The sequence below is a fragment of the Pyrinomonadaceae bacterium genome (assembly GCA_036277115.1).
Lineage (GTDB): Bacteria > Acidobacteriota > Blastocatellia > Pyrinomonadales > Pyrinomonadaceae > UBA11740.
In genome coordinates, this window is the sequence record DASUNM010000027.1 from 391,564 (window position 1) to 407,962 (window position 16,399).

Here is a 16,399-nt window from a genome sequence, read left to right on the forward strand (position 1 = left end):
GCGTGTGATTTTTCGGAAATGATCTTCGACGAAGCTTTTGATGTGATCGTGATTGGCGCCGGGCATGCCGGCTGCGAAGCTGCGTCCGCCGCGGCGCGGCTGGGCGCGAACACTGCGCTCCTGACGCTGAACCTCGATCTGATCGGACAGATGTCGTGCAATCCCGCGATCGGCGGAATCGGCAAGGGACATCTAGTTCGAGAGATCGATGCCCTCGGCGGAATCATGGCACGCGTCATCGATCGAACCGGCATTCAATTCCGTCTGCTGAATCGTTCCCGTGGGCCGGCGGTCCAGGCGCCCCGTGCACAAGCTGATCGAACTCTGTATCGAGTCGAAATGCGACGCACGCTCGAGGCGACCCCCAACCTTAGTCTCAGACAGGGGCTGGTAACCGATCTACTCGTGGTCGCAGATCGAATCTGCGGGGTTGAACTGCAGGACGCGCGAAGGCTGGGAGCTAAGTCAGTAATCGTCGCGACCGGCACCTTCCTGAACGGCAAGATTCACACTGGGCGCAAGACCTATGCAGGCGGACGCACCGGCGAGCCTGCATCGACCGAATTGCCTGCTGCACTGCGACGTCTCGGATTTCCGGTTGGAAGACTCAAAACCGGAACGCCGCCCCGAATCGATGGCCGCACCATCGAGTGGGACGCGTTTGAACCCCAACCGCCCGATGAACGGCCGGTCCCCTTTTCGTTTTCGACTGACGAAATCGAACAGGTACAGCTTAATTGCTATCTGGCTTATACGAACCAGGATCTGCATGAGAAGATTCGCGCGAACCTGCACGAATCCCCTCTCTACTCGGGCGCCATCCAAGGGGTAGGTCCGCGGTATTGTCCGTCCATCGAAGATAAGGTCGTAAAGTTTCCCGAGAAGACGCGTCATCAATTGTTCGTGGAGCCAGAAGGCTTCAATACGAACGAGGTTTATTTGAACGGGCTCTCGACTTCTCTGCCGGCACAGCTTCAGCAAGAGATGGTCAACCTGATTCCGGGCATGGACGAGGCGCAGATCATTCGCCCCGGCTACGCCATCGAATATGACTTCGTTGACCCGAGAGAGCTTTCCCCTTTCCTGGAGACCGCTCGGGTTAAGGGACTCTTTTTGGCCGGGCAGATTAACGGTACGACTGGATACGAAGAGGCAGCCTGCCAGGGACTGATCGCCGGAATAAACGCGGGGTTGGCGGCCACCGGTCGCCCACTATTCCGCGTGCAGCGGGAAGAATCATACATCGGCGTCTTGATTGATGACTTGATAACCCAGGGTGTCGACGAGCCATACCGGATGTTCACGTCACGGTCTGAGCACCGGCTCGCTTTGCGCCATGACAACGCGGACGCGCGGTTGGAACCCAAAGGTCGCGAGTTGGGCTTGGTCGGAGATAGCGAGTGGGAGCGATTCAACCAGAGGCGCGACGGGCTGGCGAAAGCGCGCGAACTACTGGCAGCGACAAAACTCCGTCGCACAGATCCAGCGTACCTGGAGATGTCCAGATTGACGGGACAGGACCTGGGCGACTCGATCACACTCACACAGCTCGCGCTCAGGCCCAACATCACCCGGGACCAGATCGTCGAGCTGCTCCCTGCGTCTGAGCGGGCAGCCGTTCGGCCTCGCGATGTGGAAACGGCGCTCGCCGATTACCTGTACGCCGGTTATCTCGACTCGCAGAACAACGCGTCGCGTCGACTGCGTCAGCATGATGCGCTGTCAATTCCGGAGAGTCTTTCCTTCCAGGCAGTAGGGAGCCTATCGCACGAGATGATCGAGCGGCTTGAACGCATGCGGCCCCGCAACTTTGGCGACGCGCGAAAAATTCCCGGCCTAACACCGGCAGCACTGTCTAACCTTCTTGTCTATCTCACCGCGGCGCAGCAGGCCAAAGCAATCACACACTAGCATTTACGTTGCGTTTCACGTGTAACGAGCTGGGACCTGAGCCAGACCGTTACACGTGAAACAGCCTATTCAGCAACCTTGTCGTGTGTTAAGGTGTCACCTTACATTTGTCGGCGAGCGGTAGTTTGAATGGGTAAAACACTTGCCATAGCTAACCAGAAGGGCGGGGTCGGAAAAACGACCACCGCTATTAACCTGGCTGCTGGCCTGGCAAAGGCCGGTAAGCGCACGCTATTGGTCGATGTCGATCCGCAGGCGAATGCGACGTCCGGTCTGGGAATCGCCCGAGAATCTATCCATCGCAATGTCTATCACGCGCTAATCCTTGGCGACGAACTCCGGGGTCTCATCGTTAAAACTGATTTTGAGGTTGACCTGGTTCCTTCGGACCGCAACCTCGCGGGCGCCGAAGTCGAGATAATTGAACTCCCAGAGCGCGAGTACCTTTTGGCAAAGTCGCTCGAACCGATCAAGAGTGACTACGATTACATCCTGCTTGATTGTCCGCCGGCGCTAAACCTTCTCACCGTCAATGCCCTGGCGGCGGCCGATTCCCTCCTGGTTCCGATTCAGTGTGAATACTATGCGCTTGAAGGCGTCACCGCCCTTTTCAACACGCTGACCTCAATTCGGCGAGCGGTGAACCCAACCCTGAAGATCGAGGGGCTCCTCCTCACGATGTACGACGACCGAATCAAACTTTCCTCGGCCGTGGCCGCTGACCTTAGGAGCTTCTACGGCAATCTCGTTTTGGAGACCATTATTCCCAGGAACGTTCGTTTGGCCGAAGCGCCCAGTCATGGTATGCCGGTGATTCACTACGACCCGCGCTCCCGCGGCGCCGAAAGCTATTTGCAGTTGACACAGGAGGTTCTAACGCATGAACAGGAAACCGTTGGGGAGGGGCCTGAGCGCCCTGATTTCCACAGCGCCGTCGCCGCAGGATAACGAGGAACTTCGCGAGATTGAGATCGATCTGATCACGCCGGGTGAACAGCAACCCCGGACCAGCTTCGACGAGGCTAAACTCCAGGAGTTGGCCCAATCAATCCGTGTCAGCGGCATCATCCAGCCGCTCCTCGTAAGAAGGCGCGGCGGCCGGTTCGAGTTAGTGGCTGGCGAAAGACGATGGAGAGCTGCTCAACTTGCCGGCCTCAGCCGCGTCCCGGCGATTGTTCGCGAGATAGCGGATGAGAACCTCCTGGAACTGGCTCTAATCGAGAATATCCAGCGCCAGGAACTGAATGCGATCGAGGAAGCGAATGCTTATAAGAGACTGATTGAGTCGCTCGGACTAACACAAGAGGAAGTTGCAAGTCGTGTCGGCAGGGACCGAACCTTTATCACGAATTACCTTCGCATCCTCAAACTCCCAACCGAAATTCAGTCGCTTCTCGAGCAGGAAAAACTGACATTCGGACACGCACGCGCCCTCCTTGGAGTTTCGGATCCTCATCTTCAACGCCGCTTCGCTCAGAGGATATGTAAGAACAACTGGTCGGTGAGAGAGACGGAAAGTCGAATCAGAAACTTAACCAGGCAGGAAAAGCCATCTTCGACACCTCCACCGCAACTTGCCGATCCGAATGTGCGCGCCGCCGAGGCAAAGCTACGAAGGCGCTTGGGAACGCAGGTGAGGATCGTCGCCGCCAAGACCGGGGCCGCCGGTCGAATCGAGATCGAGTTCTACAGTGCGGAAGATTTGAATCGGCTTTACGACCTTCTTGTCTCGTCCGAACAATCGCTTGCGACGACCGCTTTTGGGTAGCGCTTTATAGTATGCGTTGTATTAGAAAGTACAATCAGTCTGCCCCGCTCACTACACGGATAAAAGCCCCAATCGGGACTGCGCGAGCCCTTGGGCCCAAACCACAAAAAGAATAAGGATCGCGCCCGCGCGAACCTTTCTCCGGTTCGGATTTATCGTGGCGAATTGAGCCCCCAGAAGCGCGGTGAAAGTTCCTGTCTGTTTTCCTTGCCTCAACTTTTCGCGCTGTGTTAGGTTCGCCCTTCGAAACATTGACCGCACGACTTAGCCCCTCAAGTCACTATTGTTGTACTAAGTAGTGCTTGTTATTTCCCTTCATGTATACAGGACATCAAGACGCCCAGTGGCGACCATTTTTCCAGGCAGTTGAGCGCAGGTTAGGTGAACAAGCATTCGAGACTTGGTTCCGTCCCTTGCGCCTGCAGCGGAACGGTGACGACAGGGTCCTCCAAATTGCGGCTCCGAACGACGTGGTGCGCGACTGGATACTCGCCAAGTATGCTGACACTCTCGAACAGTCGCTGAACGAGTCGCAGTTGGGAGCGCTGCGCATCGAATGGGCAAGCGACCCTAAGACGACCGCTACTGTCACCCCAGAGTCAGCGTCCGCGGGATCGATTCAACAGACTATTAGTCGGCAGCTCGCCCCGCCAACCGAGGATTTTTTTCCGGAAGCCGGCAACCTCAACGAGAAATACACTTTTCCAAATTTCGTGGTCGCATCGTGCAATCGGCTCGCCCATGCTGCCGCGATGGCTATTGCCGACGCTCCCGGGAAAACGTACAACCCGCTTTATGTGTACGGCGGCGTTGGTCTCGGCAAGACGCACTTGATCCAGGCGGCCGGTCACGCGATCCGCGCTGCCAATCCCAATCTGAGGATTGCTTATCTTTCGCTTGAGCGGTTCATGAACGAGTTGATCAGCGCGATCCGTTACGGCTACGACAAGACGAATGCGTTTCGCGAGCGATATCGCAGTATTGATGTCCTGCTAATCGACGATGTGCAATTCATCGCCGGAAAAGAGCGGACGCAGGAAGAATTTTTTCACACCTTCAATGCGCTGTACGATCGCCAGAAGCAAATTGTGCTTACGTCAGATTGTCCGCCTCGAGATATTCCGGAAATCGAGGAGCGCCTGCATTCGCGATTTGAGTGGGGTCTGATCGCTGACATTGAGCCGCCTGATCTGGAAACCAAAGTTGTAATCATCAAACGCAAAGCAGAAGCGCATCGCGTCAATCTGCCGGACGACGTTGCGCTGCTACTGGCGCGGCGCAGCAAGCACAACATCCGCGAACTCGAAGGCTCGTTGATCCGTCTACTCGCGATGTCATCGCTTCGTGGTGTTCCGCTGACGAAGACTCTGGCCGAGGAGTCGTTCCGCGGCGTCTCAAATCAACCGATTGAACATGAAGTATCGATCGTTCGAATTCAACAGCTGGTGGCGCAGCACTACAAAATCGATGTGGAAAACCTGAAGGCTCGTTCGAATGTCCGTCACGTCTTATTGCCGCGACAGGTTGCCATGTATTTGTGCAAGCGGTTGGCGAAGAAAAGTTATCCCGAGATCGCCAAGCACTTCGGCGGCAAGCACCACACGACTGTGATTCACTCTGTGGAAAAGATCGAGAAAGAGATGAATTCAAATGGTGACCTGGCTGCTACTTTGAACCGGCTGATCGAAGCTGTGAATGCTTAAGCCGGATCACCACCGTTCTTCACACTGCGGCTGACAGCAAAAGACGAATGATGGATCAGTAATTACCGATGTGGACGACTGAAGCTATGACGAGTTGCACAGTTTCACATGGTCTTACTACTACTACTATCTTTACGTTCTCAATAGATCTTAATGTAAGTAGAAGAACGGTTCTGAACTTCTACAGCGCTGTGATATAAAGCAGCAAAAGTTTTAAAACCGAGGAGCAACAGATGCAATTCGTAATCGCGCGAAATGCTTTACAAAAAGAATTGGCTTTTGTGCAGGGGATTGTGGAACGCAAGAACACGATTCCTGTGCTCGCAAACATTTTGATCGAGTCGGCCGGTGAAGACGCTATTCGAATCAGTGGAACGGATCTCGATGTAACGATTCGCTGTGATGCTGACGCGCAGGAGATTTCCACACAAGGAGCGATCTGTGTTCCGGCGCGAAAACTGTTCGACATCGCCCGCTTGCTTCCCGACGCTCCGGTGAGTTTTCGCAAGGAAGAAAACGAATGGGTAACGGTCGAATGTGATCGATCAAAGTTCCGCTTGCCCGGTGTCTCCAAAGAGACTTTTCCTGAACTACCAGGTTTCAAATCCACACCTTTGAAGCTGCCTTCTTCCGTTATCAGGATGTTGATTGAGCGAACGATTTTCGCGATTACCCAGGAGGAAGGTCGCTACACACTCTCAGGCGCAAAATTCGAATTAGATAAGAAGAGTGTGAAGATGGTGACCACTGATGGTCATCGATTGGCGTATGTTTCCACCGAATCTGCAAACGGCAGCGGCGAAACCCTGGATGTGTTAATTCCGCGGAAAACATTGGCCGAATTGACGAAACTGACGTCGGATTTCGACGGCGATATCAATCTCGGAGCCGATGAAAACCATGTGTATTTCCAGGTGGGCTCGCGTCTGTTGATTTCACGTTTGTTGTCGGGCCAGTTTCCCAATTACGAGATGGTGATGCCAAAGGGCAATGATCGGACGGCCACCTTCGACACGTTGGGTTTGAATCAGGCGATACGTCGCGTGGCGTTGATGGCTGACGATCGGTCGCACGCGATTCGAATGCATCTGGCGAAAGAGCAGTTACTAATCAGTTCGCAAAACGCCGAAGAAGGCGAAGCCCGGGAAACCCTGGCCACGAACTTCAGCGGAGATGAAACCGAGATTGGATTCAATGCTCAGTATCTGCAGGACTTTTTAAATGTGGTCGGTTCTGAGCAGGTGAACTTTGAATTCAAAGACGGGAATTCACAGGCGCAGCTTAGACCTGTGACTGAGGAAAAGTACGACTACCGCTACGTGGTCATGCCAATGCGACTGTGATCACAATCCCAACTGATTTCTAAAAGGAGCGCTGTTAAAAGGCGCTCCTTTTTCTTTGGAGTCTCCGGCCTCTTGCACGTGGTTGAAAGCCCGTTCTCGTCAACGCGCCTATGTTAAAATTCATCGATGTTTCTCAGGTCAATCGAAGCAATCCAGTTCCGTAATTTGTCTGGCGAAATTACCTGGGGAAACGGCCTCAATATCCTTCACGGAAACAACGCTCAAGGCAAAACGAACTGGCTTGAAGCGGTTTACATGCTCGCGCACGCAAAATCGTTTCGCACTCACCACCTCAAGGAATCAGTGAAGTTCGGCGAGCGCGAAGCGGCCGTTAAAGGCGTCGTTACCACGGGCAAAGATTTTGAACGTGAACTTCAGGTCAGCCTCAACGGCACCACCAAACAAACGCTTATCAACGGCAAGCGCGAATCTATCGCGCGCTATGCTGCGCATCTTTATGCTGTTTGTTTCACCGCGGACGAACTGGAAGTAATCCGCGGGGGTCCGGAAGCCCGTCGAAGTTTTCTCGATCGCGGAGCGATCTCGCTTCATCCACCGTATGCGCAGACCATCGCCGACTACAACAAAGTCATCAAGCAGAAGAAGCGTCTCCTGCAGCAAGCCGCGGAGGATCGGGTCAGCCTCGACGCGCTCGCGAATCTCGTGCAACCGTGGAATCAACAGCTAATCAGTCTCGCCACCCAGATTCATCGCGCGCGAAACCGTTACGTCGAACTGCTGAACGAAGCACTCGATCACAATCTCTTTCACGACGACATCTCCATCCGTTACGTTTCGTCGCTCGAAGGCAAAGGCGATCTCGCGGATTACCGGTCGCTGGTCACGGCTCGTCTGCAAATCAGGATGGAGGCGGAACTCTTTGCCGGCGCCTGCTTGATAGGTCCTCATCGGGATGACCTTCTGGTGCTTTTTGGTGGCCGCGACATTCGCAGTTTTGGCAGCTCCGGACAACAGCGTAGTGCATTGATAACACTTGATTTAGCGGCGATTTCCGTGTACTATTCGAAGCATCAGAATTACCCGATTTTCCTCATTGATGACGTGGACGCTGAACTCGACGGAAACCGCATTAACCGCTTGCTGGAATACCTCGACGGACGCACTCAAACCTTCATCACTACATCAAAGAGAAGTCACTTTGAGCGGTTCGAAAGCCGGGCAAGCTTTTATGAGGTCTGCGCCGGAGTTGCGACTGCGGAACAGACATTGAATGCAGTATCAGTGAGCGCGTGATGCCATCTGATAAGAACGACAAGAGCGGTAAAGGGAAAGACGACTTGGCGACACCAATATCAAAATTGAAGAACAAAAAAGAGACTTACGACGCTTCGACGATCGCGGTGCTTGAAGGTCGCGAAGCGGTGCGCAAACGGCCCGCAATGTACATCGGATCAACCGGCGAGTTGGGACTCCATCACCTGGTTTACGAGGTTGTTGATAACTCAATCGATGAAGCGTTGGCCGGCTATTGCGACGCCATCGACGTGGCAATACACCTCGACAACTCGGTCACGGTGATCGACAACGGCCGCGGCATTCCGGTGGACATGATGAAGAAAGAGCGGAAGTCCGCCGCCGAAGTCGTCATGACCAAGCTGCATGCCGGCGGGAAGTTCGATTCGAATGCTTACAAAGTGTCGGGTGGACTACACGGCGTGGGCGTGTCGTGCGTGAACTTCCTTTCTGAGACTCTGCATCTCGAAATCTGGCGCGATGGCCGAACCTACGAGCAGGAATACGAGCGGGGAATTCCGGTAACCAAACTCGATCCCGACAAGCCGACGGGCAAGACCCGCAAGCGCGGCACCAAGATCACCTTCAAGCCGGACACGCAAATCTTCGACACGACTGAATTTAGTTTCGACAAATTGTCCGAGCGACTGCGTGAGAAAGCGTTTCTCAATAAAGGCATTCGCATCACGATCAAGGACGAGCGCGAAGAACCTGAGAAATCGCACGAGTTCTATTACCGCGGCGGCATCGCCGAATTTGTGAAGCACCTGAATAAGAGCCGCAACGTTCTGCACGATAAGCCTATCTATTTTGAAAAGGTCGCCGACGCGCTCTCTATCGAAGTCGCGATTCAATACAACGACGGCTACGACGAAAAGGTCTATTCGTTCGCGAACAATATCAACACCGTCGACGGTGGCACGCACCTCTCCGGATTTCGCTCAGCGTTCACCCGCACGATCAACGCGTACGCGCAATCATCGGGCCTGGCGAAGAACTTCAAAGGCTCTTTAACGGGCGACGACGTGCGCGAAGGTCTGGTCGCGGTTATCTCGTGCAAACTGCCGCAGCCGCAGTTTGAAGGCCAGACAAAAGGAAAGCTCAATTCAGATGTTAAGGGCGCCGTCGAGTCTTTTCTGAATGAACGTTTGACGGATTTTCTGCAGCAGAATCCCACCGTCGCACGTCGCATTGTCGGCAAGTCTACCGACGCGGCTCGCGCCCGTGAAGCGGCTCGCAAGGCCCGCGAAATTGTGCGTAAAGGCGCGTTGGGCTCGACCATGTTGCCGGGCAAACTCGCGGATTGTCAGGAGCGCGATCCGGCGCTTTCGGAAATCTACATCGTCGAGGGCGATTCGGCCGGCGGTTCCGCCAAGCAGGGCCGCGACCGCAAGAACCAGGCGATTCTGCCTTTGAAGGGCAAGATTCTGAACGTGGAAAAAGCGCGTGAAGACAAAATGCTCGCGCACGGAGAAATCAAAGCGCTGATCATGGCGCTCGGGACCGGCTTTGGCCGCAAGAGTGACACCGGCAAAGATGATCGCGACGGCTTCGACGTCAACAAGCTGCGTTATCACAAGATCATCCTAATGACTGATGCCGATGTTGACGGCTCGCACATCCGCACGCTGCTGCTGACTTTCTTCTTTCGCCAAATGCCGCAACTGGTCGAACAGGGTTTTGTCTATATCGCCCAGCCGCCGCTCTACAAAGTTAAGCGCGGTAAGAAGGAAGAATACATAAAAGATGAGACCGGCATGGTCCATTTCCTGATGCGCCAAGCGACGGCCGACATGAAAGTGACGTCGTCGTCGAGTAAGGATGTGATCGAAGGCGCCCAGCTCATCAAGTCGCTCGAACGGATGGTCGAATTCAAACGTTACTGCGAAAAATCGACGCGTCGCATGCGTGGCGACTCTCATCTGCTGGATGTTCTGTTGACTGCGTTCGGCGGTAAGAAGGGTGTTCTGCGTCAGGAGGGCGCCACGCTCAAGCGCGTGTTCCAGGACGGCGACCTGATGGCCAAAGTCGAAGGCGTGATTGCGAAGGCCGGTTACAAGACTGAGCTCGCGGACGACGAAGAGCACGGCCTTTGGGAGATCGATACGACAACCATTTCCGGCGTGCCCGTGCGCATCGACTGGAACTTTGCCAGCCTCGTGGAATTTCAAAAGGCCGTCGAGCTGTTCATGAAGCTTGAAGATCGGCTCGCGCCGCCGTTCGTCGCGGGGGAAAACGGCACCAGCGAAGAGATCGCTACGCGCGATGCTTTGCTTGAACGCGTGCTCACAGCCGCCAAAAAGGACCTCACGATTCAGCGTTACAAGGGCTTGGGCGAAATGAATCCCGAGCAGCTTTGGGAAACGACGATGAATCCCGATACGCGTACGCTGCTGCAAGTTCGCATTGATGATGCGGTCGAGACCGATGAAATCTTCACCGTGCTCATGGGCGACCAGGTCGAACCCCGCCGGAAATTCATCGAAGACAACGCACTGGATGTAAGGAACTTGGACATCTGAGCAGTGAGCAGCGAGCAGTGAGCAGTGAGGTCAGTACCACCTGCGGTAGCGGGTGGGTTCAAGACATTTAAGCGCGCGGCCTCGATGGCCGCGCGTCGTTCTTTCCGCTTCAAGTGAGGACTCTTAGGTATGAAACGTCTGCTTTTTCTCTCGCTAACCCTTGTCTCAATTCTTGCCCTGACCGTGCTGATCGGAGCACAACCCAAACCAATTACGCGCACCGTAAAAGGTCAGGTGCTTACTTCTTCCGATATGCCGGCGGTAAAGATCGAGTTTGATAAATCCTTCCGGTACATCGGTAGTCAGAGTTTTGTGCTTTACGATGTGGCCAATGCCGAGCAGCACTTCTTTGTCGATGCTGACAAGGACGGCCGCATCAAGCGCTTCTACTGGGTGCAATTTGAAGGCTACCTGCCCAGCAACACTCATTCTTACAATTACAAATCGCCGAAAGTCGTTAACGCCGGCGGCTTTGATTTCTTTGCCGACGCCAACGCGCGAAGTCTGACCGGCAATCTGGGACGCCCTGATTCCGACGGCGCCCGCGCCCGCGCGTTTCTGTCCGCAAAGGGTTTCCGGCCGGCGGGCACAGAATTCCTTTCGCAGCGTCTGGTTCATCTGATTGACCAGGCAAAGCGCAACGAGCTCATGATCATTTACGTCGAAGATCTCACCGGGACGGGTCTGACTGCGGCCGACTTAAGTGAAGGCGGTTCGGCCCGCGCCCGCTGGCCGGAAATTTCCCAGGGGCTGCTGGACCGCGCGCTGAAAAACATGAAGGTGAATAAGTGGGCCGTTGCGTGGCGGGATTGGAGGGAACGTTGAGCGACATATCCCACAGGGACGAAATGGCTGACAATTCAACCAAGCTGCGAAGCAGCGGATATGTCTAAGCCCAAGGCGAGGCCTTGCGAGCCTTGGGTTACCGACAAGAGTCTTTGAGGGAGCCGCGGAGCGGTGACCAATCAGTTCAAAGGGTCAGTCGCGTCAATTCAACCTGGAATGATGACTTTGAACTCGAAACGGTATGTCGCCCGCTTCGCAGGCACCGCTGATCTATAACGGGCATGGTTCCCAACGCTCGCAAGACCTCGCCTTGGGCTTAGCTAAGACCGCTGCTACGCAGCTCGACGAGTTTGTTCGCTCAACCCGTCTTTTGGGCAAAGCCAAGAATATTATTAGGAAGAGGGAAAGATGAAAATCAAAATCATTGTGCTAACAGCACTGTTAACGTTTAGCGCAATCGGGCTCGCGCAACCACGGAAAAAGGAAGTCACTCCCAATGTGATTGTGAAGGGCTTGTATGCGGCGCATAAGAGCGGCGCTAGTCCGTTTTTTCAAACGAAGAACCGCGCCCTCGTCGACAGATACTTTAGAAAAGATTTGGCGGATCTGATTTGGAAAGACGCCGTCTCTGCCAAAGGCGAGGTCGGGGCCATTGACTTCGATCCGCTGTACGGCTCGCAAGACCCGCAAATTACGCACTTCATCATTATGGACACCGGCTGGGGAGGCGACAGTAAGTACGGTCCCGCTGATGAGGCGGTGGTGCAGGTTACCTTCAAAGACTCAGGCAAAGAACGAATGGTTTCGTACCAGTTCAAACAAGGGAAGGACAAAGTCTGGAAGATTTACGATGTTCACTATCGAAGCACCGATAGTAGAGTCAAATTAGCGGAGCTATTGGCCGGAGCGAGCGCTGCTTCTGAAACCTCGGCGAGCCAATCCGAGGTGCAACAGATCCGGGGTGAGCTGCAGGTAGGAAAAACCCAATCGCTGATCTTGTATTTTGGCTCGGAAAGTGGCGACTATGCTGCGTACTGTTTTGCCAACAACTCGAGAGCCGGTCGTGCCATCCTGGCTGCGTGTAGAAATAGACAGCAGTGCGAAGCCTGGGCCACCGTCAGTGAATACGCGTGTAAAGTTCCGGGCCTCGAAGCGGATCTTTCATCCAGCGGCAAAATCGAAAGAGTCCGATCAGTTAAATCGCTCGGACGTAGACGGTAATCAGGAGGTGCCGCATGCATCTCAGCTCACCGCGACATTTTAATTCTGCCAGTCCGCGGAGCGGACGCCAGCATAAAGCCTGGGGCGCAAGCCCCAGGATCGCGTCAAGCAAAAGCAAGCAAGCCCGCGAAGCGGGCGGCAGCCGAATCATCTGGACGAATGTTAAGCGTTACGGCTATCACCCGCTTCGCGGGTTCAATTGATATTTGTGGTACTTGACCTGGGGCTCACGCCCCAGGCTCTATAATGACGTCCGCTCCGCGGACTAAAAGAGGTGAGCCAGCGGTCGCGTCACCGCGCTAGAAGCGGCGGTGTGAATGAGACGCTTCCTCGAAGAATTACGTTAGCGCGACGACTGTCTCACCTACCTTCCAGCTGCTTCAGCTTTTCCTGGGCGTTCTTATTCCGCGGGTCGAGCTCTAAAGCCTTCCGGTAATTCGCGATCGCGAGCTCCTTATCGCCGTTTGTCATGTAACCCTCGCCCAGGCTGTCATAGACGCCCGCGAGCGCGGGATAGAACTCGACGTTTAGCTTGAACATCGCGATCGCTTCCTTCAGCCTCTTTGCTCGCATCAGAACATAGGCGAGCGAGTTAATCCTTCCGACGCTGACTGCGACGTTCGCGGGTTGTTCTTTCTTAATCTTTCGATAAGCTTCAATGGCTTCATCGATGCGCCCCGCTTCGAGCATCTCAAAGGGAACGGATCTATCCGACTCAAGACGATCGACTTTAAGCGGTGTGCCGCTTTGAGGAATTACTTTGAGCGACGTTGCGATCACCGACGAGCCATTGAGGTTGATGCCCTCGACCGCGAGCGTCGAGAACTCGTATTTGAGAGGAACGCCGCGACGTACGAAGGTTGTGTCAGAGATCGGCAGCAGCTCGAACCTCTCGTCCCCCGTCGCATAAACGAACAGCTTCGCCGGTTTGCCGGCTTCGCCCGGTTCAGTCTTAACGGTAAGCACGCGATCGGGATTAATCAGAAAGCGACCGGTGTAGCCTTCCAGCTTCTCCGCATTCATCGAAATAATTTCGTGCGGCGCGGGCAGGTACTCGTCCCAGCCATATTCGCGCGCGACCGCGCGGACGACTTCGTTAAGAATCGCGCCGTTGTCTGAGTTAACCATCACCACGACGCCGTATCCTTTATCACGGCTCACGACCATCTGGGCCCTGAAGCCTTCGTCGGCGCCGTCATGACCAAAATAGAGCGCGCTGCCAAACTTCTGAATAAAGAACCCGAGGCCGGCGGTGTCCATGAACGCCGTCGTCATCAAATCGGTGGATTCTTTTGACAGAACTTTATTTGATCGCCCGGCCAGCGACAGCTGCATCTCGATCGCGAACTTCGCCAAATCAGTCGGCGTGGTCCAAAGCCCGGCCGCGGCCATCTCCGGGTAAACGTGAATCTTGCCTTCGACTTCCTTGCCATCTCTGCGATACCCGGTGGCGGCTTTCGGGCGCCAGCTGGCCGGCAGCGGTTGGCTGTAAGTGCTGTTCGTCATCTTGAGCGGCTTGAGCACTGTCTCGCGCGCGATTTCGGGATAAGGCTTCTTTTCGATATCCATGAGCGCGAGCTGCGTGATCGTTGTGCCGCCACCTGAGTAGCGATAGCGCGTGCCGGGCTCGACATCCACCCGCACCGCCGCAGTGTTAGCGGGCTTCGCGCCGTCCAACACCTGGACCAGCGTCGGCACCGTTTCATTTACCGCGTAACCGGGAAAGCCGTGCACGGTCGTGCCGGCGGTGTGACTGAGAAGGTTTTTGAGCGTGACTTTCTTTTTCGCGGTGAAGTCGTTTTCCGGCAGCTTCCACGTCGTGAGTTTGTCGTTGATATTCGCGTCGAGCGAAATCTTTCCCTGCTCAACCTTCTTCATTGCCACCATGGCGTTGACTGATTTGCTAATCGAGCCGGCCTGGAAAAGCGTCTCGGTGGTTACCGGCTCTTTCGTTTCCAAATCTTTGACGCCGTAGCTGCGCGCCCAGTGGATTTTGAAATCCTTGATGACGGCCACACTCAGCCCGGGGGCTTTGTAAAACTTCATGCGTTCTTCGATCGTCCAGGCGGGGTCGCCTTTGATCAGCACCGGCGGAAGCAAGCCCTGTTCGACACGTCTTATTTCCGCGTCGAGATTGGTTTGACTCTGGCCGAGCGCAAAAACTGGGAAGATAAGCGTGAGTGTGAGCAGCTTGCAGAAAAAAGCTTTCATAAAAACCTCGAAGAAGGAGTTTGACGACTACCGCGATTACATCCGGGGATTGTTTTCTACCACGACGGTAAGGACATGAACAAGACGACCCGCTTCGGGCTCTTATAACGGGCTGCGCGCAAGTAAGAGGTGCGCGTGCAGTTTAGCCCTCTCCCTCTGGGAGAGGGTTGGGTGAGGGTGCGAAGCTTAGCGGACGTTTGAATTTAGCCCAGTGCTTCAGCGCTGGGATCGAGGTTGTAAATTGATCCCACAGCCTTTTAGCGGGCGAAAGAACCAGGTGAACGGCTTCAATCCCGCTCTGCTAACTTCTTAACTCGAAACTCGAAACTCTGAACTCGAAACTGATATTCGCCCACCGCCCACTGCCCACCGCTCACTGTCAACGCCCATTGCCCTGAGTGAGGCCCATCACATACAGCTCCCACTTCGGTTTGAAAGTTCGCATGTCCGGATTGCCCAGCACGCGGGCGAGCGTTTGATAACCGCTGGGGTCGGTCTTCTGATGCGCATAAAACTCTCGATAGAACTTCTGGAGCAGACCTTTCTGCTGCAGGTAATAGAGCAGGTAACGCGACTGTGCGTAGTGCGAGCCGCTCTCAAAGTTGTAGAACTCCGGCTCACTCATACCCATCAGTTTTCGGAACGCTGGGACGCGGCCGGCTTTGATGTCAGCCTGCAAACCAGGTAGTCGCCAGTTGGTGAAACCGTGGATGCGGCCATTGACTTCGCCGCTCTGCTCGTACAGTGAACCGAGGCCTTCATTCAACCAGGGCGGACAGTTGGGAAAATTCGCTTCGACAAACGGATGGACGATTTCATGGACGAGGGTGCCGCCGCCGGTCGAGATGTTCATCACGAGGGCTTTGTGAGTCTTCGAGTAATAGCCATACGGCGTATCCGGCTTATACCCGAACAGCAGTTTCGCATTCCGTTCGTAAGACGCCGCATCCTTGAACAGCCAGATATCAATAATCCCTTTCGGATCTTTCGAAAAGTATTCCTGCTTCAGTTTGTCGACTGCCCACTTCACCGTGCGGATTGAATGCTGCTTCACATCGTCCGCCGGCTCATCTCCGATTACGACAAACGGCCTCTGCACCACAATCGTGAAGTCTTCGGAAGGAAGCTTTTTCTTGAGCTGCTCGATGTGGGTTCCAAACTCCGCGTCAGTGAAGCCCGTAGCAGTTGGTTCTTCCGCGGGTATGGCCTGACCAGTTGGAGTGAGGTCAGAACCGCCTGCGTCAGCGGGCGGGTCGTTGTCAGTACCGAGAGCGGCCCGGGGTCCCCGCGCGGGCATCCCGCGTGGAGTGGTGGATGCGACCGGATCAGGTGGCGACCGCAAATGCGAGTCAGTACCACCTGCGGTAGCGGGTGGGTTTGCGTTGCCGTAAACGCCGGATACGAACGCCCCAGCGACTAAGAAAAGAAAAGCTAGCTTTATCCGATTGGCCATGGTGACGGGTGACCGTTTAGACGCGCGGTGAAACCGCTTCGCTTCCCGCAAACATGAATGTTGCCAGCCCTGCGGCTTTGCCGCCGCACAGTGCGGTAAGCCTTCGGCTTACCGGCTAAGTCTCAGAGCACGTCGAGGCCACGCCTATGGACAGCGGATTACGTCCATACTGTGCTGTTGATTACGTAACGAGAAATCTGTGAAGTTTTCGCAGAAGCAATGCCGGC

At 55.0% G+C, this 16,399-nt stretch carries 11 protein-coding genes; 9 read left to right on the top strand and 2 right to left on the bottom strand.

Going from position 1 to position 16,399, the window contains the following annotated elements:
* Positions 1 to 18: 18 nt before the first annotated feature.
* The 9 genes from mnmG to VFX97_18110 all read left to right on the top strand — a co-directional run bounded on the left by mnmG (position 19) and on the right by VFX97_18110 (position 12,508).
* Complete coding sequence (mnmG, locus tag VFX97_18070) at positions 19 to 1,911, top strand: tRNA uridine-5-carboxymethylaminomethyl(34) synthesis enzyme MnmG (GenBank protein ID HEX5705111.1); 1,893 nt, start codon at positions 19 to 21, stop codon at positions 1,909 to 1,911.
* A 129-nt stretch (positions 1,912 to 2,040) separates the two neighbouring features.
* Entirely contained in the window at positions 2,041 to 2,859 is an 819-nt protein-coding gene (locus VFX97_18075; GenBank protein ID HEX5705112.1) for an AAA family ATPase, read from the top strand.
* Positions 2,792 to 3,679, top strand: coding sequence for a ParB/RepB/Spo0J family partition protein (locus VFX97_18080; protein HEX5705113.1), 888 nt, complete (start codon positions 2,792 to 2,794; stop codon positions 3,677 to 3,679). The genes VFX97_18075 and VFX97_18080 overlap by 68 nt, the downstream gene beginning before the upstream one ends.
* A 317-nt stretch (positions 3,680 to 3,996) precedes the next feature.
* Positions 3,997 to 5,382, top strand: coding sequence for a chromosomal replication initiator protein DnaA (gene dnaA / locus VFX97_18085; protein HEX5705114.1), 1,386 nt, complete (start codon positions 3,997 to 3,999; stop codon positions 5,380 to 5,382).
* A gap of 233 nt (positions 5,383 to 5,615) precedes the next feature.
* Positions 5,616 to 6,725, top strand: a complete 1,110-nt coding sequence (dnaN, locus tag VFX97_18090) for a DNA polymerase III subunit beta (protein HEX5705115.1) — start codon at positions 5,616 to 5,618, stop codon at positions 6,723 to 6,725.
* Between the two features lie 126 nt (positions 6,726 to 6,851).
* Positions 6,852 to 7,979 carry a DNA replication and repair protein RecF gene (gene recF, locus VFX97_18095; protein ID HEX5705116.1) on the top strand — a complete coding sequence of 376 codons (1,128 nt, stop codon included), beginning with the start codon at positions 6,852 to 6,854 and terminating at the stop codon, positions 7,977 to 7,979.
* Between the two features lie 65 nt (positions 7,980 to 8,044).
* Positions 8,045 to 10,501 (top strand): DNA topoisomerase (ATP-hydrolyzing) subunit B, encoded by a 2,457-nt coding sequence (gene gyrB, locus VFX97_18100; GenBank protein HEX5705117.1) that lies wholly within the window; start codon positions 8,045 to 8,047, stop codon positions 10,499 to 10,501.
* A 129-nt stretch (positions 10,502 to 10,630) separates the two neighbouring features.
* The gene (locus VFX97_18105) at positions 10,631 to 11,326 is read left to right on the top strand and encodes a hypothetical protein (GenBank protein HEX5705118.1); all 696 of its coding nucleotides are present in this window, start codon (positions 10,631 to 10,633) and stop codon (positions 11,324 to 11,326) included.
* A gap of 369 nt (positions 11,327 to 11,695) precedes the next feature.
* Complete coding sequence (locus tag VFX97_18110) at positions 11,696 to 12,508, top strand: hypothetical protein (protein HEX5705119.1); 813 nt, start codon at positions 11,696 to 11,698, stop codon at positions 12,506 to 12,508.
* Positions 12,509 to 12,868: 360 nt separating this feature from the next.
* Here VFX97_18110 and VFX97_18115 read toward each other — a convergent pair whose 3' ends face one another.
* Positions 12,869 to 14,719, bottom strand: coding sequence for a serine hydrolase (locus VFX97_18115; protein ID HEX5705120.1), 1,851 nt, complete (start codon positions 14,717 to 14,719; stop codon positions 12,869 to 12,871).
* A gap of 379 nt (positions 14,720 to 15,098) precedes the next feature.
* Positions 15,099 to 16,172 (bottom strand): hypothetical protein, encoded by a 1,074-nt coding sequence (locus VFX97_18120; GenBank protein HEX5705121.1) that lies wholly within the window; start codon positions 16,170 to 16,172, stop codon positions 15,099 to 15,101.
* Between the last annotated feature and the right edge of the window lie 227 nt (positions 16,173 to 16,399).